The 20,453-nt window shown below is 33.8% G+C and carries 19 protein-coding genes and 1 tRNA gene; 9 read left to right on the top strand and 11 right to left on the bottom strand.

The window, feature by feature from the left end; translation table 11 throughout:
* Positions 1-835: 835 nt before the first annotated feature.
* Positions 836-1,249 carry a DUF4231 domain-containing protein gene (locus IGJ32_RS08095; RefSeq protein ID WP_010718761.1) on the top strand — a complete coding sequence of 138 codons (414 nt, stop codon included), beginning with the start codon at positions 836-838 and terminating at the stop codon, positions 1,247-1,249.
* 213 nt (positions 1,250-1,462) lie between these two features.
* On the opposite strand, the gene IGJ32_RS08090 is transcribed toward IGJ32_RS08095, so the two are convergent.
* From IGJ32_RS08090 to IGJ32_RS08080, 3 genes are all read right to left on the bottom strand, one after another.
* Complete coding sequence (locus IGJ32_RS08090; protein WP_342081791.1) at positions 1,463-1,735, bottom strand: hypothetical protein; 273 nt, start codon at positions 1,733-1,735, stop codon at positions 1,463-1,465.
* Between the two features lie 693 nt (positions 1,736-2,428).
* Positions 2,429-2,713: a hypothetical protein gene (locus IGJ32_RS08085; RefSeq protein WP_228012170.1), complete on the bottom strand. Its 285-nt coding sequence runs from the start codon at positions 2,711-2,713 to the stop codon at positions 2,429-2,431.
* Between the two features lie 304 nt (positions 2,714-3,017).
* Entirely contained in the window at positions 3,018-3,239 is a 222-nt protein-coding gene (locus IGJ32_RS08080) for a hypothetical protein (RefSeq protein WP_284613499.1), read from the bottom strand.
* A gap of 466 nt (positions 3,240-3,705) precedes the next feature.
* Between IGJ32_RS08080 and IGJ32_RS08075 the strand changes: the two genes are divergently transcribed.
* On the top strand, positions 3,706-5,490 hold the full coding sequence (locus IGJ32_RS08075; protein ID WP_053766673.1) for a hypothetical protein: 1,785 nt from the start codon (positions 3,706-3,708) through the stop codon (positions 5,488-5,490).
* Between the two features lie 91 nt (positions 5,491-5,581).
* On the opposite strand, the gene IGJ32_RS08070 is transcribed toward IGJ32_RS08075, so the two are convergent.
* Entirely contained in the window at positions 5,582-5,731 is a 150-nt protein-coding gene (locus tag IGJ32_RS08070; protein ID WP_010718765.1) for a hypothetical protein, read from the bottom strand.
* A gap of 456 nt (positions 5,732-6,187) precedes the next feature.
* Here IGJ32_RS08070 and IGJ32_RS08065 point away from each other — a divergent pair, with 456 nt between their 5' ends.
* Positions 6,188-6,406, top strand: a complete 219-nt coding sequence (locus tag IGJ32_RS08065) for a hypothetical protein (protein ID WP_010737815.1) — start codon at positions 6,188-6,190, stop codon at positions 6,404-6,406.
* Positions 6,407-6,630: 224 nt separating this feature from the next.
* Here the strand turns inward: IGJ32_RS08065 and IGJ32_RS08060 are convergent, their stop codons facing one another.
* The 4 genes from IGJ32_RS08060 to IGJ32_RS08045 form a co-directional block, all read right to left on the bottom strand.
* Positions 6,631-8,433: a glycerophosphoryl diester phosphodiesterase membrane domain-containing protein gene (locus tag IGJ32_RS08060; RefSeq protein ID WP_430610374.1), complete on the bottom strand. Its 1,803-nt coding sequence runs from the start codon at positions 8,431-8,433 to the stop codon at positions 6,631-6,633.
* 86 nt (positions 8,434-8,519) lie between these two features.
* Positions 8,520-9,116 (bottom strand): TVP38/TMEM64 family protein, encoded by a 597-nt coding sequence (locus tag IGJ32_RS08055; protein ID WP_342082011.1) that lies wholly within the window; start codon positions 9,114-9,116, stop codon positions 8,520-8,522.
* A 414-nt stretch (positions 9,117-9,530) separates the two neighbouring features.
* On the bottom strand, positions 9,531-9,866 hold the full coding sequence (locus IGJ32_RS08050; protein ID WP_179293194.1) for a hypothetical protein: 336 nt from the start codon (positions 9,864-9,866) through the stop codon (positions 9,531-9,533).
* Positions 9,835-11,163, bottom strand: coding sequence for a DUF1576 domain-containing protein (locus tag IGJ32_RS08045; protein ID WP_342082010.1), 1,329 nt, complete (start codon positions 11,161-11,163; stop codon positions 9,835-9,837). The genes IGJ32_RS08050 and IGJ32_RS08045 overlap by 32 nt, the downstream gene beginning before the upstream one ends.
* 254 nt (positions 11,164-11,417) lie before the next feature.
* Here IGJ32_RS08045 and IGJ32_RS08040 point away from each other — a divergent pair, with 254 nt between their 5' ends.
* From IGJ32_RS08040 to IGJ32_RS08030, 3 genes are all read left to right on the top strand, one after another.
* Positions 11,418-11,984 carry a TetR/AcrR family transcriptional regulator gene (locus tag IGJ32_RS08040; protein WP_010737811.1) on the top strand — a complete coding sequence of 189 codons (567 nt, stop codon included), beginning with the start codon at positions 11,418-11,420 and terminating at the stop codon, positions 11,982-11,984.
* 196 nt (positions 11,985-12,180) lie between these two features.
* Positions 12,181-12,268, top strand: a tRNA-Ser gene (locus tag IGJ32_RS08035).
* Positions 12,269-12,825: 557 nt separating this feature from the next.
* Positions 12,826-14,190 carry a DUF6056 family protein gene (locus IGJ32_RS08030; RefSeq protein ID WP_342082009.1) on the top strand — a complete coding sequence of 455 codons (1,365 nt, stop codon included), beginning with the start codon at positions 12,826-12,828 and terminating at the stop codon, positions 14,188-14,190.
* Between the two features lie 78 nt (positions 14,191-14,268).
* Here the strand turns inward: IGJ32_RS08030 and IGJ32_RS08025 are convergent, their stop codons facing one another.
* Positions 14,269-15,216 (bottom strand): glycosyltransferase family 2 protein, encoded by a 948-nt coding sequence (locus tag IGJ32_RS08025; protein ID WP_010718832.1) that lies wholly within the window; start codon positions 15,214-15,216, stop codon positions 14,269-14,271.
* Positions 15,217-15,805: 589 nt separating this feature from the next.
* On the opposite strand from IGJ32_RS08025, the gene asnB reads away from it, so the two are divergent.
* Positions 15,806-17,701, top strand: coding sequence for an asparagine synthase (glutamine-hydrolyzing) (gene asnB, locus IGJ32_RS08020; protein WP_342082008.1), 1,896 nt, complete (start codon positions 15,806-15,808; stop codon positions 17,699-17,701).
* 108 nt (positions 17,702-17,809) lie between these two features.
* Here asnB and IGJ32_RS08015 read toward each other — a convergent pair whose 3' ends face one another.
* A complete protein-coding gene (locus IGJ32_RS08015) occupies positions 17,810-18,256 on the bottom strand; it encodes a DUF2188 domain-containing protein (protein WP_010737808.1) in 447 nt (148 codons plus the stop codon).
* A gap of 206 nt (positions 18,257-18,462) precedes the next feature.
* Between IGJ32_RS08015 and rpmG the strand changes: the two genes are divergently transcribed.
* Together rpmG and IGJ32_RS08005 are read left to right on the top strand one after the other, a co-directional pair.
* Positions 18,463-18,627 (top strand): 50S ribosomal protein L33, encoded by a 165-nt coding sequence (rpmG, locus tag IGJ32_RS08010; RefSeq protein WP_002320810.1) that lies wholly within the window; start codon positions 18,463-18,465, stop codon positions 18,625-18,627.
* A 168-nt stretch (positions 18,628-18,795) separates the two neighbouring features.
* Positions 18,796-19,299 carry a dihydrofolate reductase gene (locus IGJ32_RS08005; protein WP_010718835.1) on the top strand — a complete coding sequence of 168 codons (504 nt, stop codon included), beginning with the start codon at positions 18,796-18,798 and terminating at the stop codon, positions 19,297-19,299.
* Between the two features lie 78 nt (positions 19,300-19,377).
* On the opposite strand, the gene IGJ32_RS08000 is transcribed toward IGJ32_RS08005, so the two are convergent.
* On the bottom strand, positions 19,378-20,334 hold the full coding sequence (locus IGJ32_RS08000) for an ABC transporter substrate-binding protein (protein ID WP_342082007.1): 957 nt from the start codon (positions 20,332-20,334) through the stop codon (positions 19,378-19,380).
* Positions 20,335-20,453 lie beyond the last annotated feature (119 nt).

The raw sequence follows: 20,453 nt of genomic DNA, 5'->3' as shown, positions 1-20,453 counted from the left end.
AAAAAGCAGGAGATAGATAAAATACTGATATTTCAGCGTTTTCTAACGGTACAAAAGAGAAAAAAAGTAATAAATGTACACATGATACAAGAAAAACATGTTCGCACTTCTAGGCAAACCAGGCTTTGAAGACCTTGCCAAAGAATTGAACGAACGTCTTTAAGATAAGGAGTTTTAGGTAATTATTAAAAATAATTATCCAAACAATTTGCCTTTAAAATGAAAAATGATACTCATTGAGGTATTTATAAAAAAGGATGGCTAATTATAGCCATCCTTTTTTGGTTTGTTGGCAGAGAAATATTTTGTCCAGAAAATTTTCGTTGTTGATTATTGATATAGTCATTGGACTTATCGAAGTTCGTTCAATACTTTCATATGACACTTGATCATATAGTTGAATAATAGAGATATCTTTATGACTTATATCTTCATGCTTCATGCCAACTTTTCGGTTAGGCACTGCTTACACATATCTACCATTATAGACAGTTAGGGGAGAGATGGGCACGTTTGACAATTCTGTGGGCAATAGTATTCACAGTATAAATTTTTTAAATCAATCAAGCTTACTTTGCTCGGTTGGTCAGAGATTGTGAGCAAACATCAAATGTAATTTTTATGTCGTCTGTAATGATTAAATCTTTGTTCAGATCTTTTCAATAGCTTTTATCCGTGCACGAATACTATCATTGACAAATATATCATTATTTTGATAAAATAATGATTGTTATTTAATAGCCGTTTGTTTTGATTTGTAATTAGCTGAAACATAGGTAAATCCAATTATAATAGTTTTACGACCAAATTTTAATAAAGTGAATGGAGAAATGATATGGATCAAAAAGCGTTTATTGAATCGATTGATTCTACAATTAATAAATTAAAAAAAGATATTCAATCGTATAATAGAATCATTGGCATAGGGAATATTATAAAAATCGTATTATCTGCTGCTATCCCTATCTTAATTCACGAGGCATCTGATCATAAGTCTTTGTTATTAGTCGTTTCGATTGCTTCCGCAATCATAACGATTATTCAAAGTGGAATGTCTGCGTTTAATTATCAAAACAAAGTACAAACCGCAACACAGGTTCTAATGAAAATAGAAAACGAGAAGCTGCTTTATGTAACAAAAACATCCCCATATGATAAAACGGATGAAGAAAATTTTCATTTGATTGTTTCGACACTTCAAACGGAGTTGAATGATATCATTTCTGACTTTAATCAAGTAAGCAATTAACCATATCATCCGTTTAAAGATAGAAAGGTACCAAAGAGACGGGAACAATAAGTAATCCTAGAACAGCATTTATATATAAATAAAAAATGAACTTAATTTTGCTGATTTAAAAAGGTATCCAAACCTACTCGCTGAGACAGATGGATACCTTTTTTCTTTTACAAAAAAGTTCTGATTTTTTTAGACGGGAGTTATATACTTCAAAACTAATTTTTATTTTTTACCAATAAATTCTTTCTTGATTTTTTTAAAATCAATCAGTATTTTCGTGGGACCGAGCACATGATATTCTTTGACGACCAATTGGTTTCTTTGATTATAATAGCCACTGATTACTAATTTCATTCCTTCATCTACTTCAGCAAGAAAGTTTAAACCATGACCAGCGGTTAAACAGTTCGTATCATTCAAGCTAAATCTTATCAAGGGACGAGCCCCAATTTGTAGTATTTTTATTTTTGTTACTGTGCCATATTTCTTAATCATTGTGGACTCTCCCTTATGAGCGATTTCGAGGATGCCAATCCGTAAATATTCTTTAATAGCATTATACGAACAAACGTTCTTTTTGTAAAGGAGAAACGCAAAAAAATTTATGGTATTTAAGCTAATATCCGACTATTAATATCAGAGGAATGGCTGTAAAAATTTTCTGTTTTTTTGTATGACCATGCTTAAGTAAAGTTAGGAGAGACCGGACACCGGAAATGTTCACAATAAAAAATAAATTAGGGAGACAAATCTTACATTGTGCTTTGAAAATGGATAAACGGTGTTCAAGCATCAACTCCTTGAAATAAGCCTAAATTTTTCAAAATATGAGAAACTATTTCAAAAAATTTTTTCTTATTGTCATCGGAGCTCCCCGATGTTTTCACAACCTCTTGCTCTAAACGGTGTTCAAAGAGCTGACCTTCGGCGATAAGTCAAAAAATCTCAAAACATGAGGAGCTGTTTCGAGATTTTCATTCTTAATGCTCCTGCGATTATTCGTCGCAGTTTTTACTTGGTGAGCGCTCAGGTCAAAACGCTCTTTTCACAACCTCTGATTCACGGTATTCAAGCATCAACCCCTTGAAATAAGCCGGAGAGTCCAAAATAGTAGAGACTATTTTCGGATTCTCCGGCTTAGTTATCAGAGCTAGACATTGCTGTCACAGTTCATTTTATTATTTTAGATTAACCACGCTTACACAACGTATATCCACGTGCTTGGGCCTCTTGCAGCGAGATAGCTACGACAGAATTTGCATTGTTAAGTCCCGAACAGTTCGGATTTAAATGATATTTTGTACCATGATCTGGAGCAATATAAACCGTTTGTTCGTTGTTTTGTTGCGGTGTTTGTGCTGCTGCAACTTGATTGGCTTGTTCTTGTGCGGCCGCAGCTTGCCGTTGTCGTTCTGCTTCAGCTGCTTCATTGGCTTTGATCGTTGCATCTACTGTAGCTAGTCGAGCAGACAAGTGTTGATTGCCGTTTGGAATAGCCTGGATTAAAGTAGCTGCTGAGTTATAGTTTTCTCTAGTTGGATGAGCTTCAGCTTGTGATAGTGCTGTTGTTGCTTCATTTTCAGCTTGTTTTTGACGTTCTTCTTGTGCTTTACGCTCAGCTTCAATTTTCTGTTTTTCTTCTTCTTGTTTTTTGCGCTCAGCCTCAAGTTTCTGTTTTTCTTCTTCTTGTTTTTTGCGCTCAGCCTCAAGTTTTTGTTTTTCTTCTTCTTGTTTCTTACGCTCAGCTTCAAGTTTTTGTTTTTCTTTTTCTTTACGTTCAGCTTTTTGTTTCGATCTTTTTTTCAGATTGTGTGCTTGCTTTTGAACTATCGGAATGACTGGTAGGAGAGATAGACGCTCCGAAAATCATAAGAATAAATGCTGTTCCTATAATAATAAAGTTTCGTTTTTTATTCCCTTTTTTGAAAAATGATCGAATTAGTCCTACTAACCCCCAACAAATACCAATTAAACCTACTAACACTAAAAAAGTTCCCATTTTTTTCCTCCAAAAATAAAAATATTTTCCTTCCATGTAGGAATGAAAGGAATAAACCTCCTAATAAAAAAATATATCATTCTGTAATACTTGTCTAAAGATATACAAAGTTGTTTTTTATCTAAAAATTAAATTACAAAATAAAAAATGTGAATTTTTAATCACCTATTGATAAAAATAGATATATAAAGGAAATGATTTGCACAACAGCAGATTACGATAGTTACAAAGTGGAAAAGATCAGTCATTAAGTTAGTACAGTATAATTCTTGTTTTTAACGCTTAGAACCTGCTAAAAAAGCAATCAAACAAGTTAATAAGAATCTTTTAAGGTTAATATCAATGAAATGAATTTTTGCTATACTTATTAGAGGCTTATTGAATAAGGAGTTGAGTGAATTGGTAAAAAATAAATTATCAAATATGATTAGTATCAAGAAGAAAGGCGGAGGAAAGGTTAGGGTACATGGATAGAGTAAAGGAAATGCTTCAGTATGTTAGGCAAAAACAACTTTATTTTATTTGTGGTATCGCTCTAATTCTTACACTAATACGTCTTTATCTCTATTACAAAGCGACTTACAGCATCGATATGACAGCTAGCTATGATGACCAGCTTTTTATTCATTATGCCCGTAACTTAGTGGACGGGCAGTGGTTAGGAGAGTACAATGCTAAAACTTTATCAAAAGGTATTTCTTATAGCTTATTTTTAGCTTTTGCCAATAAAATTCAGCTACCATACTCGCTATTATTAGGTGGGTTTAATATTTTAGCTAGCGTGCTGATTACACTGAGTGTAAAGCCGATCGTTAAAAAGAATAGTATCTTGTTTTTTATCTATGTCTTTTTTTTATTTTCACCAATCGGTTTTACCCATGAATATTCGACACGTATTTATCGAAACGCCATTGTAATTCCATCTGTCGTAATTATCGTTGCTTGTTTATTAGCTATTTATTATCGTAAATATCGTGCAACAAAAACTATTTTACCTTGGTTTTTCTTGTTGTCTCTAATCTTTCCATTTTACTGGTATATTCGCGAAGATTCACTCTGGTTGTTGCCGTTTGTTCTGGCAGCCTTAATCATTAGTTTTGTTCAGATTTTATTAGGAGTGGATTTTAGACCAACGAAAACTGTTGAAAAGTTTCTTTCACAAATTACCTTTGATCGAAGAAAACTGATCAAGCTCAGTTTGTTTTTTCTTCCTATGATCAGCTTTATCGTGACAAACCAAATGATTAAGCATAAAAATGAAGAAGTCTATCATCTTGCAGTAGTCAATGATCGTACGAGCGGAGAGTTTGCTCAATTGATGAAGAACTTGATTCGAATAGATGATGGAACGAACATAAACAAAGAGAACAGTAGGATTTGGGTTTCTCATGAAGCGTTAAATAAAGCATTAGCTGTGTCACCTGCTTTTGCTAAAGAAGCTGCTAGAATCAAAGAATTATATACGACACATGCTTGGACTCAGGCAGGAAAAGTAAAGGAATTAAAGGGAGACATTATTTTTTGGGCACTGCGAGATGTGTTGAATGAGTCTGGCTACTATCAAAATAACGCAAAAGAAACCAATGATTTTTGGAAACAAGTCAATCAAGAGTTAAGGGCTGCTTATCGTAAGGGAGATTTGAAGAAGAAACGTGAAGTTTACTTAATGAGTACAGGAGATGGGAAGATTGCCGAGGATATTCCAGTACTCTTAGATTTTTTTAGGACAGCTTATAGTGACAATTTATTTTACAAAGATTTTCATCAAGGAGGGAATTACAGTTTTGGAACCCATGCGGATGTAGAAGCAGCGCAAAACTTTTTGCGGGTTCCTTTATTGAATAATTGGATTAATAGTGAAGATCCACAACCGCCAATTTTAGTTTTATCAAAAACAGCGAAAATCTCTAATATTATGATTGCGATTTATCAAAAGACAAGTGGTGTTGTTCTATGTTTAGCGATTTTAGGATTTTTATTTTTGATCTTAGGTTCAATCTATGCTAAAAAAGATCGTGGTTTTTATTGTTCTGCACTAGTCATTACTAGTGGTTTGATATTGACCCAGTTTTTATTTTTATTTGGGGTTTCATGGTTTTGTTCCTACTCGCCAGAGCAAAAAGATTATTTTCTAAGTGTGTATACGGGGGCAGGAGTACCAATCATGCAAATTGCGATGGTTCTAATCTTTCTGGGAATCAGCAAAATTTCATGGGGGAAAATAAAGCACAAACTCAAATTGAATAAATAATAAAAGACGTTTGCTAACTGTATTAGTTGCAAACGTCTTTATTCTTTTTTCGATCCCGAGTTGTTTTCGGTCATTAGAAATGATTCACTCCTTATTTGGATTCATTTAATGCACGGACAGCTTGTTCAATCGTGATACCAAATGCTACGTTGTTTTCATTTGTAGCATCAATTGCCATAAATTGATTGGATACAGTATCAAATGCAACTCGGTATTCAATATTTGTTTTAGTAAATGTCATGTAAGTCACCTCTTTTTTTATTAATGTAAATTGTGGTTGGAATTTTCTGTTAAATTTTCCTTCCTGTAATTAGTGTAGCACCCTTATTTTTTTTTCGCAATTAATTGCTATGTCAACAAGGGATTCTTAATTTTCTGTGAGTCCAATAAGCAATCCAATCAATAACAGGATAAATACAGTAGCTTGAATAACAATCATGAAATTCCCTCCTCACAGAATAGTTTAGATGCTTTTTCGGAGGTTTACACGAACAAAAGGCTAACAGTTTCAAACAAATCTGTCACTTATAAATTACAATTATATCTTGGTATTAGTTATGTGAGAAAAAGGGGGAACTAGATTGAAATCGTGTAATTCTAAGAAAAAATATAAAAAAATTCAATAAATCGTTTTCAAATCATCTTTTTTTTGTTATTATAAATTAAAGATTAACAAAATAAAGGAGGGAATTGAGAGATGTTAAAATTAGAAATAGGCAAGTCATACATATGCAAACCGATTGGAGTGAACTATGAAGTGATTGGTTGCGTGGAACGTACATATACTAATACGGCTGTTATTTTTGTAGAAAGCTATGATCAGAGAGATCGGTTGGCTGTTTACGATAGTAAGTTTCGTCTACTAGTTAAACTGGACGAAATTTATACAGTAGCAGAATCTGCTTTGGTTTCATAAACACTTTTTTTGAGAAATATCGTAAACTTCTCTATAATTAGAGGAGAGAGAAGGGAGCGAAAAAACATGCAAAAAAGAAAGAGTTCAGGTAAAATGGGCATTATCTTAGCAGTTATTTCTGCTATTCCGGCAATCTTAGCAGTGGTTCGTGCGGTGAAAAGCGCGAGAGAAAGATAAAGTAATTGAAAAAGAACCCCATGGATTCAATCCATGGGGCTCTTTTTTTAACCAACACCTAAAACGAAATTCAATAATTTATCTGAATAGGTGATCTCTTCATCCATTGCTTTGATATTTTCATTTAAGATAGTCATTTGATCAGTAATGATCCCATCAACGCCATAAAACATCATACGACTGATTCCATCTGAGTCGTTAACCGTCCAGACATACACTTTTTTACCATCTTGATGAGCTGAATCAATAAAATTCCGATTGATCGTACTATACTCCATCGTCAAAAAGTCGGCCGGAGTAACTGGTGGTCCAACAATATTGAATGGTAGGATGTAGCCTACATAAAAATTAGGATTGGCATTTTTCAGATCAGATACCGTCTGATACGTAAGACTTTGTAGAATATGCTGATGAGTTAAAATGTTTTCTTCATATTTTTTGACAAAGCGATCAACGATATCTTTAGAATCATTTTTTGAATTTTTGATTTCGATTAAAAGTTTTTGATTTAATTCATTGGCTCTCTTTAAATAAGTATCAAAGGAAACGACAGGTTCTTTCGCACCGTTTTCAGTTACTTTTAACTTTTCTAATTCTTTCAAGGTTAGATCTTGTGGTGCTTTATTTATCCCTGTTAATTTTTTTAAGTTAAAATCATGCATGACAACGAATTGACCATCTTTGGTTTCTTGTACATCCATCTCCACATAATCAGGATGGTAGGTACGACTTGTTTTTTCTAAAGCAGCTAAAGTATTTTGGGCACTGTTACCTCCACTGACACCACGATGAGAAATCGTTACAGGTTTCGTTTGAGAAGCAGAAGTCAAATAATCCATATTGTAGAGACAAACACCTACACCAAAAAATACAGCAAATAAAACTAAGCTTGTATTTTTAAGAACAGAAAAACGTTTGTTAGGAGATTCTAAACGAAACCAGTTAGGAGTCTCAGGAAGAAAACCTTCATCATCCATGAAATCAATAATAATGTAAAAAATTCCGACTGTTGACATAACGATGTTGAATAAAAGGATAGCTTGAAGAATCGTCATTGCAAAAACAGCGCTAATCAATGAATAATTAGGGAAAAATTGTTCTACAATTATTTGTGAGAGGAGCACAATTAAATAGCCGGCAAATGAAATGAGTAAAATACTACCACCAATAATGATGAACTGTCCAAGGATTGCAAAAAAACGTGATTTGGTTAAATACCAACTTTCTTTAACCGCTTGTTTAAATAGTCGATCACGTAGAATCATTTCTGGTAAGGCAAAAATGAGACGGATACCAATGTAAGCTAAAAAGATATAAAACAGAATGAAGCTGCTAACCACGATCCAACGATTAGTAAAAATAAAATCCATGATAAAAGCTGGGATTTTAACTTTAGATAGTAAATCAGAATTAAAACTTAACCCACTAATCGGTAAAATAAGTACGAAATAAGCTAAGAAAAAAAGAAAAGTCAATGGGCGTATTTTTTTTAATTGACGAAACGTTGCTTGAAGTAACTGTTTCAACGAGATAGGTGTTTGTTTCTTAATAAAGTAAACACTCATCAATAAAAAAGTAAACTCAAAATAAACTAGGAGTAAGATAGTTAATAAGACAGCAGTCAAAGACAATAAGACACCTGGGTGCTGTGAAAGGATCGTAGAGATATTATCACTAGATATATAATCAATGGCTCCTCGATTCAAGATGAATCTGGTCGTACTATTCAATAAGGGTAAACAAATAAATAAAATAAATAAATGCATAATCAAAACATCACGAAAATATGCTTGAGTTCCTTTAAGAAAGTCCCAAGCATTTCCTAAACTTCTTTTTAAATAAATTAACATTCAATCACCTACCATAAATATTATAACGTAAAAATAAGTGGACAGATTGCGCAAATACTTAACGCAGTACGCCCACTTATCATAAACTATCCTAGTAATCCACTTAAGAAATGTCCACCATAAATCAAAGCCATGCTGTATAAGAAAATCGAGAGGGGTTTCGCCAATAAAATGATCCAAGTATATTTTTTTACAGAAATATTTGTTAGACCAGCCATTAAACAAAGCGCATCATCAGGGGCCACTGGTAGAAAAATTGCTAAAGCAAATAACTTTTCAAAGCGATTCTGGTTATCGAGCCAACCAACATACTTGTTATACGTCTTGTCACTGACCATAGATAAAATAAATGGTTTACCATACCGTCGACCAAGTAAAAAGATGATGATCGAACCGATACAAATCCCTACATAATTATAAAGAAAACCAGCATAAGGTCCAAAAATTAATACACCGGCTGCTGTACTTATCCCTCCAGGAATGATTGGAATAACAACTTGCAGGATTTGGATTAAGATGAAAATGATAGGACCTAAGATAATTGAATCTCCAACTAATCCTCTTAAAGAATTTAAATCTTTAAATACACCCAAATTGATAAAATAAATCGTTAAGCCTATCGAAATTACTAATCCAATGATAGATATAAAATTGATCAATTTCCGTGATGCTGCAATGTTCAACGTCTATCAACTCCTTTGATACGTTTTCTTATATTACTAATGTACTTTATTAGTGACTCTTTGTGCCACTATTTTAAATGACAGTTATCAAACAATTTTGTAAGTTGTAATAAGTATAATTTAAAAACGATTCAAAAACATCCAACTAGAGATGTATTTGAAGTATTATTTTTGTGCCTGTAGTTTTAGGAAAAAATATCCTCTATTAAATGAAAAATCGGCGTTCAAGTATTAAATCTTTAAAATAAGCTGAGGATACTAAAAGAAGAAGTTTTTGCTTTACCTCTTATGCGTTTCTAGCTTATTTACGTGGATAGAATACTCTGAACGCCATAACTATATGAAAGCTAAAGGGAATATCTCAGGGGAGTGAAAATCAGTGCCTCATTTTGTCTTTTCACTAAGCCTGTTGAATCAAAGGATTCGTCTAAATACTTTTATATTTAAGATGGGAAGTTCGTACATGAGTTCCACATCATCAATCAGACTTCCAAGTAATCGGAAATCTGATTGATCCAGAAAAACATTTCCAAGCTCTTGGTAATATAGATCCATAGTAGGATTTCTTGGTTCATTGAGCATTTCCGCTAACTCATGCAAATCAGAAGGAGGAGAATAACAAGTTCCTTGAATTTCAATATATAATCCTTCGGGTGCTGATTCTAGCCCAATCCTTATTTCAGTGATCTCGTGAGAATAAAGATAGGTTAAAAATTCACTAATGATTCTTTTTGATAATTCTTTTTCCAATGCCATCCTTTTCCTTTCTGCCAACAGTCAGGCTGTCTAAGATCGGTACAAGAAAACCTGCAACGAATCCAGTTGAGAATCCACTATTATATAGGCTTAATCCGCCATGTAATGCACTGACGTTATGGACTAAGACAATATGCAAAAATCCAGCCAAAATACCAAAAATACTACCATAAAAACCACTAATAGGAGCAAGTGCAGTACCAAATATCGCTGCTACGATCATTGTTGTTTGAGAGGCATCATGGATAGTAGCCAGATATGAAGCAAGATAAATCCCTATAAGTATGGGGAAACTGTTCTTTAGATGACAACCAAAGGCACTGAATCCAACTGAAGATAGGATTGCACCAATAATCGGGCCGTTGAATTCACCACCAATAAGAAGAACATAGATGGAAAGCATCAGCCCTACTAACCCCATGTTTAGTAAGGTGGCACCGATACTTGAGATCGCCATAAAATCAGTAGTTACTTTTCCTGAAGTTTGAAAAATGTCATGTAAACCAGTGAGCTTCCATGAATTAATAAAAAGACCAAATAGCGTAGTTAAACTAAAAAAAAGAAAAATGACTAATGTAAGTTCTTGATGGTAGCCTGTTGAAACGAACGATTGAACTTCAATTGGAAAATCAAATAACCGAAGGATACCAGCCACGACCATGGCGATCAATCCAGAAGTAAAACCAATATTATACAAATTGAATCCGCGATGAAAAATAAGGGTATGCGATGCCAAAGGAGGGAGTAAAAAACCAACGAGTATACCAGTCAGATTACCAAATAAAATACCTAAGCCCGATGGTAAGTTCATACCGAAAGTGATATAACTAACTACAGGTGACAAGGCACTAGCAAATAAGCCAACCATAATATACTGTGAAAATGGTTTATGTACAAAACGTGCATAGAGATAGACACCCAAAATAATGGAAAGAGAGTTATACAGATTTTTTCCAAAAAAAGAAAAGCCTGTGACGGTTAATACAGAAGCAAAGATTAGTCCATTTAGATAGACTTTATGATGATAGCAAAGAAGTACGGACAACAAAGTCAGGATACCAACATTGATAAATGCGCTTCCAAAACCACCTATTGCCAAATAATCGGTCATCAGATTACTAGGAGAAGTAAGGATATTGTTGAGCCCCTCAATAGTTTCAACCGGATGTCCAGAAACAAGTCCGATTATTAGAAAAAACAAGCCAGTAAATGTTAAATAAAAATACTTATTTTTTTGAGATGGCTTTTTTTTGATGGGGTGAATATAAATAACGTCGTTTTTATTAACCATTACATACCTTCTTTGTCGTTTTCTTTAACTATAACGTGAAAGAAATCTTTTGGTCAACTAACAGTTACAGAAAAATCAATTTTTGTAAGGGGAAACAGTATTTTTGTTTATTCTTAAATAATATTGTATCATTGTTAAAAATAAATAAGAAAAAAACTTAAAATATAACGTTTTGAGTAAATTATTTGCCAAAAACTGTGTATATCGGTTACAATAAAACAACATATACTGCAGTAAGAAGTGGGGGAGTTTTAATGAGAAGAAAAGTCTATACTAAAGATCAAATTCTAAAAGCTGCTTATGATGTTGTTGCAAAGGAAGGTTTTAAAGGGTTTACTGCGAGAAATATTGCTAAAAAAATGGGTATATCCACACAACCTATTTATTTAGAGTTCAAAAACATGGAGGATCTAAAAAATACTTTATTAGACTCAATTTTTGAACAACTCAAAGAAAATGTTTTTCCAGTTGAACGTACTGGAGATAAAATTATTGACCTAGGATTAAACTATATCTACTTTGCAAAAAAACATCATAGTCTTTACATGGCATTATATATCGACGAACATGGCGATGGACAAAAAATGCATGATTTTTCTTATAACTATTTCCGTGAAATCGTCAAACAAGATCATCGATACAACCAGTTGTCAGATGAATACGTTGATGCATTACACACTGGAACCTGGGTTGCAGTTACCGGAATCGCATCTTTAATGTCTTCAAACATCATGCACCCAACTGAAGAACAAATTATTTCGTTCATCAAGCGAACGATTGATTCTATTCTTTCTTTAGAAAATCCTGAAACAATTAGTTAGATCTACTTATGAAGTGTGATAACACAAGGTTCATTCCAATACTCTTTCTTACTTCACATTGGGCACTATTTAAGAAGGAGCAGAAAATGATTCTTGTGTTTTTTTGTCTTCACATAAAATAAATATGCCGGTTTTTGATTTCTATCGGGAAATAGGCTTGACTTTTTACTAAAAAAAGTTTAAAAATAATAGGTATGGAAGGTTGGCAGAGTGGTAATGCACCGGACTCGAAATCCGGCGAACCGGCTAATACCGGCGCGCAGGTTCAAATCCTGTACCTTCCTTATATACCAACGGTTAGACACGATTTAGGTCGTGTCTTTTTTGTTGTGTTTTTTAATCTGAATTATTTTTTGACTCCCCCGAAAGACTATTCTGATGGTGCGACATTAAACCCACACTTTACTCAAAAAATGAATCAATAGTGTTTAAGCAGAAGCTTATTGTCATTGGAGCTACCCAATGTTTTCATAACCTCTTTTTGTATTCCGAATTTCCGTCAGATGCCTATCGATAGTTATTGTAACTTTTGTCTCTTCATGAACGATATCATTTAGAAGGGGGGATTTATGAATGTTTCAAAAATTATGCGGTGTTATTTGTTTGGAGTACTTATTTTTCTTGTAAAGTTTTATTAACAAGTAATGAATACTTTTTTAGCCGAATATGGTTGATCAAACGCTTTGGAAAACCAATGAATGAAACCTGTTAATCGTTATGTTTATTTTTGATAAAGTGACCAGTTTGTTCATTATTTAAAAATAAAAGGATGAAAAAAATATAGGAAACAGATGCCTCTGTGTTATAATTGCTGGGATAAATTATAAAAAGGAGTTTAATAATGTACTGGAATAAAAAAAGAATTAATAAAGAATTATTTTTTTTGCTTTTAGTTATTTGGCTTGGTTTTTTATTTTTCAATCTATATATGCCATCATTTAGAGCAGACGATTTAGTTTACTCAAATAGATTAGACCAACTAGGGTATTTAGGAGCTTCGATCGAACATTATAAAACTTGGAGTTCGAGAATTATCATAGAGCTGTTTATGATGTTTTTTTCTAAACATTTTCTGCTGTGGAAATTTGTCAATTCAATCATCATGTTGGGCACGGTCCTGATGATTTGTAAGTATGTTTTTGAAAAATTGGATGGTAAGAACGTGTTGCTAGTTACATCTGTCTACTGCTTAGTCCCACTTACCGTGATGGGGGAAACAGGCTGGGAGTCGACAACTTTGAATTATCAATGGTCCGTTTCATTTTGCTTATTCGCTTTTTTCCCATTCTTCCAACGCTTGAAAGGAAGAGCTATCACTCCTAGTATTTATTGGTTTAGTTTGCCTTTCCTGATATTTGCTGCTAACCAAGAACAAGTGAATGCGTGCTTTTTTACTTTAACGGCCATTATAACTGGCTATTTATTATATAAAAGAGCATATCATCGCTTATTGATTCTCCCATTGCTCATAAGTTTTATTGAGTTACTATTTTCGTTGACAACACCGGGGAATGCCATCAGGACATCTCAAGAAATTAGTAAGTGGTTTCCTCAATATGATCAATTTGGGTTTATTACTAAATTGGATTTGGGTATTTCTTCTTTTGGAAAGCCTTTTTTTCTAGATACAAATGTATTGTTCTTAATTTTGTTCTTATTTGTTTTTTTACTTTCTTATAACAAGTGCAAAAATTATTATGGCCGCTTATTATCTGCTATACCTTTTTTCTTGAATCTGATTATCTATCTAGGGAATACGATGGGTGAAAGTTTTATACACATTCGTGGCAATAGTCGTGCACAAATATGGGATAGCAATCACTTAACAAAGCTATTTACCGATACTGGAACGAATCTATCACTTACTCATCCTGGATCATGGCTAGCGACTTTACTTGTTTTAGGTTTATTGGCTTGTTTGCTCCTAGGGATTTACTTAAGTTTTGAAAATAAAAAAACAGCATCTTTTCTTATGTTGTTAATGATGATGGGCGCTTGTTCAAGAATAATTATGGGATTTTCTCCTACGATCTGGGCTTCAGGAATGAGAACTTATTATATTTTATATATTGTTGTAGGAATTTTAGTGTTAATGCTGGTAAAAGAATTGTTGAAAACCTGGAATCCGCAAAAAGCAGAACTCGTACAATTTAGTTTGACTATGCTGGGGATTGGGACCATTGTTTTGACCATCATAAATAGATGAAAATAAAAAAAGACTCAAGTTGTAGGAAATCCAACAGTTAGATCACTAACTATTGAGATCGTTACAACTTGAGTTTTTTTATTTCTCGCTTTGATAGTTTTTTGGATTAATTTTTTCAGTCTCTCTGATAATATACACTGGACGTTGTTTGGTTTCTAAAAAGATTTTTCCAATGTATTTGCCAATTATTCCAAGACACAATAATTGGATACCTCCGATAAACAAGAAAATAGAGACCATGGAAGGCCAACCAGCTGTAGGATCACCATACAACAGGGCACGTAAAATAATAAATAAAATAGCAAGACCTGAACCAATACATGATAATGCCCCCACGAATGAAGCAATTGTTAATGGTGCATCTGAAAAGTTGACGATTCCATCAATAGAGTAATTAAATAATTTCCAAAAAGACCAAGAGGTTTCACCAGCTACTCGTTCACGGTTTTCAAAGGAAATATACTTGGTTTTAAAACCAACCCAACTGAACAAGCCTTTCGAAAAGCGGTTGTATTCAGTTAATTCCAAGATAGCATCAACCATTTGGCGAGTCATTAAACGGAAATCTCTCGCTCCGTCAACCATTTCAGTATCACTGATTTTATTGATTAGCTGATAAAATTTCTTAGCAAAAAAACTACGGATCGGTGGTTCACCGTCACGAGTCGAACGACGAGTACCGACGCAATCAATATCAGACTGCATAATTGTTTCAATCATTTCTGGTAATAGATCAGGTGGATCTTGTAGATCAACATCCATTACAGAGACAAGGTCGCCAGTAGAAGCTTGTAAACCGGCATATAAAGCAGCTTCTTTCCCAAAATTTCGAGAAAAGGAAATAAAGCGTACATATTCATGGTCATTAGCTAATGCTTTGATTGCTTGTAATGTATTATCTCTTGAACCATCATCAATAAACAAATATTCAAATTCATGTATTCCCTTAAATTTTTCGACCTCGTTAAAAAAAAGAGGAACTGTTTTTTCTTCGTTATAGCATGGAACCACAATTGATACTTTCATAACATTACCCTTTCCAATAAAGATCCTTCATAATAATAACATGAATGAATCAAAAAAAATATAGTTTTAGAGATAAGTAAACGAACAAAGTCTTCTCAGCTATGTTCGAAGAAATAGAAATGAAAATATAAACCAGATACTAGGCGAGATGAGGTCAGATCTAGTTAGGTTTATTTGTAAGTGGAAAATATATTCTTGTTTTTAAACGAGATTGTTCCAACTGAATTTCTTTCACGACAAGAAGGTTTAAGAGTAAAATCAAACAAGTCTTATTGGAAATCGCTCGTAACTTAATTAGAGCGGATTATTTAGTAAGGACTATCTTTTGATTGGTTAAATGATAGAGATGATTAAATAATAATGAATATTTTTCAAGTCTTTGCTAAACAAAATAGCTTCCTTAGTCAAAACATGTTAAATTAATTAATAGGACTACTTTTTTTATAGTAGAACTCAAAAATATTCACTGTTATTTCATGTGACGAAACTGTAAGAGAGCTATTATTTCAAGATTTAATAGCCTCTATGATAAGATGCTTATGGACGAAACAAAGTAATAGTAATTATTATCTAGGATGTGAAAAATAAAATGTGTGGAATTGTAGGATTTATTAACGACAAAGACAATAAAAAAGCAATCGTAAACGACATGATGGATCGAATCGTTCATCGGGGACCGAATAGTTCGGGTGATTATATTGACCAGCATGTTGCTTTAGGATTTAGAAGATTAAGTATTATCGACTTAGAGGGTGGAAAACAACCTATCTATAATGAAGATCGAACAAAAGTCATCATTTTTAATGGGGAAATCTATAATTACCAACCTCTTAGAGAAGAGCTGATTGCAGCTGGACATATTTTTCAAACACATGCGGATACAGAAGTATTGTTGCATGGTTATGAAGAATGGGGAACTGATCTATTACAAAAGGTTCGGGGTATGTTTGCCTTTGCAATCTGGGACAATAAACGCAATGAATTATTTGGTGCTCGGGATCATTTTGGAATCAAACCATATTATTATGCGGAAATGAACGGCACATTTATGTTCGGATCAGAAATCAAAAGCTTTTTACCACATCCAGATTTTCATAAAGAATTGAATAAAGAAGCCTTGAAACCTTATATGACATTTCAATATTCACCATTAAATGGAGAAACCTTTTTTAAAGGGGTTCACCGTTTGCCAGAAGGTCATTATTTCACTTACAAAGATAATAAGTTAGCGATTCATCAATATTGGGATGCTAATTTTGAAGAAAAACAAAACTATTCACGGAAAGAATGGATCGATAAGATTGATGAAACAGTTGAATCATCGATTAAAGCACATACGATCAGCGATGTAGAAGTTGGCTCATTCTTATCTAGTGGGGTAGATTCAAGCTATGTGACTTCTGTATTAAAACCTGATCATTCTTTTTCAATTGGGTTTGATGATAAAACATATAATGAAGCTATTGAAGCTAGAAAGTTAACAGAACTTTTGGACTTAGATAATACAGCAGCTGTCATCGATGGAGATATGTCATTTAAAGCTTTTCCTTTGATTCAATACCATTTAGATGAGCCAGATTCGAATCCTTCATGTGTCCCACTTTATTTCTTAGCAAACTTGGCTTCGCAAAGTGTTCGAGTTGTCCAATCAGGTGAAGGGGCAGATGAACTATTTGCGGGATACCAAACTTATGGGTTCCATACGAATTCAAAAGTTATTCGTGTCATTGCTCAAGGGTTGAAGAAACTACCAAAAGGAACACGTTATAACTTGGGACGAAAAATTGGCAAGATGAAAAACTTCCACGGTAGAATCCATTTATATGAATCTTTAGCTCCTGCGAAAGAATATTTTATTGGTCATGCCCGAGTGTTTGAAGAAAACGAAGCGTCAGATATTTTAACACAAGAATACCAAAAGGCTCCTTCCGTTCAGGAGATTATGGCAGTCCATTATGCTAAAACTGAAAAAATCGAAGATGAAGTGAACAAAATGCAATACGTTGACCTTCATCAATGGATGCCAAAAGATATTTTATTAAAAGCGGATAAATTATCAATGGCTAGCTCACTTGAAGTACGCGTACCGTTACTTGACATCGAAGTGATGAGATTGGCAGAACAGATCCCAAGTAAGTATCTGTTAAATCAAAATAATACCAAAGATATTTTCCGACAAGCAGCAAATAAACATTTGCCAGAAGAATGGTCTAACCGTGTAAAACTTGGTTTCCCAGTACCAATCAAAGCTTGGTTGAAAGAAGACCATGGCTATCAACAAGTCAAAGAATTATTTGAGGCTGATTTTGCCAAAGAATTCTTTGATCAAGAAAAAATTATGAAGTTGTTAAATGACCATCATGAAGGGCGTCATGAAGAACAACGAAAAATTTGGACGATTTTCAGCTTTTTAACTTGGTATAAAGTTTTCTTCGTTGACGAAGAAATCCCTAAGGCTGAAGCAATCGATTATGTAACAGTCTAAAAAGTAATCAGTTAGCGAAGCAAAAGAACATCCCGCTTCGAGCGGATTGATTTTATTCCTTTTTAACAGTGAACAACTCCTCCTTTATTGTGGAGGAGTTGTTTTTTATTAATAGTTTATTTCTCTTTCTTTCGTTCCGTCTTTTTTGTAGATAATTAATGATGTGTTTTTGTTTTGAGCAATTTCTTTCCCTTTTTCAATCGCTTTTTCTTTCGTATCAAAATGATTACTTGCTTTTTTAGCTCCCTCTGATTGGACCATCCACTTATCTTCTTCAAATTTTACGATCACGTTGGCTGTCAATAATTTAGAAGCTCTTGGATTTGTGTCGTGAGAATCATGCTTTGTTGGATTTTTTTCTTGAGAAAACTCTTTTTTTTCAGTAGAAGTAGCATCTTCTGACCATTCTTTGGCTTGTTTGATAGCAATCGGAATAGCACGATCATCAGGATAGCCTTCTGCAAGCAAGGCGTTACCGATATCGATTGCTTTCTTTCGTGTTAACTCTTCTAAATTTTTCATTGCAGGCGGATAATCTTTCATATTCCAAGGCATAAAATCTTCCTCCTCAAAAATTATTTATACTTCAAGTGTAAGCGCAATAGTTGGAAAAGGAAAAGATTTTGTTTAGCAAGTAGTTATTTAGATCACTTTCGTCAAGTAGTTTTACTTAACAAATTTTGTAAAAAGGCTAGCAATCTAGTGGAAATCATGGTAAGATAATCAAGTCTGAGAGTCATCTTAGAGGATTCTAGTAAAAAATGGGAGGGAAAAACATGCGCGTAAACATTACTTTAGAGTGTACTTCTTGTAAAGAACGTAACTACCTAACAAGCAAAAACAAACGTAACAACCCTGATCGTTTGGAAAAACAAAAATATTGCCCACGCGAACGTAAAGTTACTTTACACCGTGAAACTAAATAATTAGTTCAGCGTAAGTCTAGAATCCTTTTTAGGAAGCTAGACTTTTTTTAATAGTGAAGGTTGAATGAAACCATAAACCTGACAAGCGACTCTTTTTCTTGTAACAGGGTCGTTTTTCTTGTATGATTGAAATCGTTTGTTCAAATTCAGTTTGAGAGGATGAAACACATGTTTATTTCAATGTGGGCACAAGACAAGAATGGTTTGATTGGAAAAGATGGCCTGCTTCCTTGGAGGTTACCAAACGATATGCGTTTTTTTCGGGAACATACGATGGATAAAATATTAGTGATGGGAAGAAAGACATATGAAGGCATGGGCAAATTGTCTCTTCCTTATCGGCATATCATTGTGTTAACTACTCAAAAAGATTTTAAAGTAGAAAAAAATGCGGAAGTCCTTCATTCGATTGATGAACTTTTGGCATATGCAAAAGATATACCTGAAGATATCTATGTGTCAGGAGGAAGTCGAATTTTTCAAGCTTTGTTACCAGAAACAAAAATCATCTGGCGAACATTAATTGATGCAGAGTTTGAGGGGGATACATTTATTGGAGAAATCGATTTTACAGGTTTTGAATTAGTGGAAGAACATGAAGGAATTGTCAACCAAGAAAATCAATACCCTCATCGATTTCAGAAATGGCAAAAAATGAGCAAAGTGGTTTAGCACATAGTTAAATAAAAAAAGACGTTCACTCCAATTTGTAAAGAAAGGAAGGTGAACGTCTATTCTTGTTCAGATGATTTATTTCAAATTATTTTTGATATCATTGATCATATTTTGACTAGCTATTGGACCATTATAGAGCCAACTAGATTCAGGACCAAATTCTAAGACATGATTTTCTTTGACCGCTTTTAAATTTTGCCAAGTTGCTTCATTAAACATCGCAGCTTTTTCATCACTGTTGACTAAGATGAGATAGTCTGCATCTAATTCTGCTAATTTTTCTGCAGAGACAGCTGACCAATCTGAAGTTGCACTTTTAGAGATTTCAGTAACTAGATTTGGCACACCAAATTTAAGATCACCGTAAATGATTCTTCCACTTGAACGTGTTTCACTAACCATAAATGCTGAGTTATTCGTCACCCATAAAACAGCAGCCGTTTTGCCGTTGATTTTATCTGCGAGTTCTTGTCTAGTGGCTTTCACCTTTTTTTGGTAATCAGTAATGATTTTTTCTGCTGCTTGTTCTTTATTTAATGCTTTTCCGATATCTTTTAGTTGGGTTTCCCAAGTGACATCATTCCCATTTTTTACGACATAGGTTGGCGCAATTTTGCTGTATTGCTCGTATTTACCTCCTTCAACTGTAGCCGAAGAAGAGATCAATAAAAGATCGGGTTCATAACTTAAGACTTTTTCATACGGAAGATCATAAGAGATCGTGGGAACATCTTTTAATTCTTTTTGTAAATAATGTTGAATCGATCCACTACCAACTGTCCATTGAGCAACAGGTTTTTCACCTAAAGCGATAAGATAGTCTTCGAGGTAACTCCCGATGATTCGTTTTGGTTGATTAGGGATCTCGACTTTATGACCCAAGGCATCAGTCACTAGGTGAGTTTTTGCAGTTGTTTCATTACCTGCTGTGTCAGTTGAATTGGATGAATTATTTGAAGAAGAGCAGGCGCTAAGTAAACTAAGCAGCAACACTGTGGCCCCAATGGTAAAGATATTCTTTTTTAGTTTCATTTTTTCCTCCTGAAGGGATTTTCATTGATAATCATTCTCAATTGATATTATTCCTGACAATAGTGGTCATGTCAACTATTTTCGGGAAAGAGCCATTTAGAGTAAAACTTGACGAATTT

It is taken from the genome of Enterococcus sp. DIV1639a, assembly GCF_050530445.1.
GTDB classification, from domain to species: Bacteria; Bacillota; Bacilli; order Lactobacillales; family Enterococcaceae; genus Enterococcus_B; species Enterococcus_B hirae.
The sequence above is the reverse complement of the archived record's forward strand: the minus strand, read 5'-3'. Positions and strand labels throughout refer to the sequence as shown.

Bases quoted from the DNA above. Each gene is read 5' to 3' on its own strand.
- IGJ32_RS08095 (WP_010718761.1), top strand. From the start codon at position 836: ATGGATCAAAAAGCGTTTATTGAATCGATTGATTCTACAATTAATAAA.
- IGJ32_RS08090 (WP_342081791.1), bottom strand. From the start codon at position 1,735: ATGATTAAGAAATATGGCACAGTAACAAAAATAAAAATACTACAAATT.
- IGJ32_RS08080 (WP_284613499.1), bottom strand. From the start codon at position 3,239: ATGGGAACTTTTTTAGTGTTAGTAGGTTTAATTGGTATTTGTTGGGGG.
- IGJ32_RS08075 (WP_053766673.1), top strand. From the start codon at position 3,706: ATGGATAGAGTAAAGGAAATGCTTCAGTATGTTAGGCAAAAACAACTT.
- IGJ32_RS08070 (WP_010718765.1), bottom strand. From the start codon at position 5,731: ATGACATTTACTAAAACAAATATTGAATACCGAGTTGCATTTGATACT.
- IGJ32_RS08065 (WP_010737815.1), top strand. From the start codon at position 6,188: ATGTTAAAATTAGAAATAGGCAAGTCATACATATGCAAACCGATTGGA.
- IGJ32_RS08060 (WP_430610374.1), bottom strand. From the start codon at position 8,433: ATGTTAATTTATTTAAAAAGAAGTTTAGGAAATGCTTGGGACTTTCTT.
- IGJ32_RS08045 (WP_342082010.1), bottom strand. From the start codon at position 11,163: ATGGTTAATAAAAACGACGTTATTTATATTCACCCCATCAAAAAAAAG.
- IGJ32_RS08040 (WP_010737811.1), top strand. From the start codon at position 11,418: ATGAGAAGAAAAGTCTATACTAAAGATCAAATTCTAAAAGCTGCTTAT.
- IGJ32_RS08030 (WP_342082009.1), top strand. From the start codon at position 12,826: ATGTACTGGAATAAAAAAAGAATTAATAAAGAATTATTTTTTTTGCTT.
- IGJ32_RS08025 (WP_010718832.1), bottom strand. From the start codon at position 15,216: ATGAAAGTATCAATTGTGGTTCCATGCTATAACGAAGAAAAAACAGTT.
- asnB (WP_342082008.1), top strand. From the start codon at position 15,806: ATGTGTGGAATTGTAGGATTTATTAACGACAAAGACAATAAAAAAGCA.
- IGJ32_RS08015 (WP_010737808.1), bottom strand. From the start codon at position 18,256: ATGCCTTGGAATATGAAAGATTATCCGCCTGCAATGAAAAATTTAGAA.
- rpmG (WP_002320810.1), top strand. From the start codon at position 18,463: ATGGGAGGGAAAAACATGCGCGTAAACATTACTTTAGAGTGTACTTCT.
- IGJ32_RS08005 (WP_010718835.1), top strand. From the start codon at position 18,796: ATGTTTATTTCAATGTGGGCACAAGACAAGAATGGTTTGATTGGAAAA.
- IGJ32_RS08000 (WP_342082007.1), bottom strand. From the start codon at position 20,334: ATGAAACTAAAAAAGAATATCTTTACCATTGGGGCCACAGTGTTGCTG.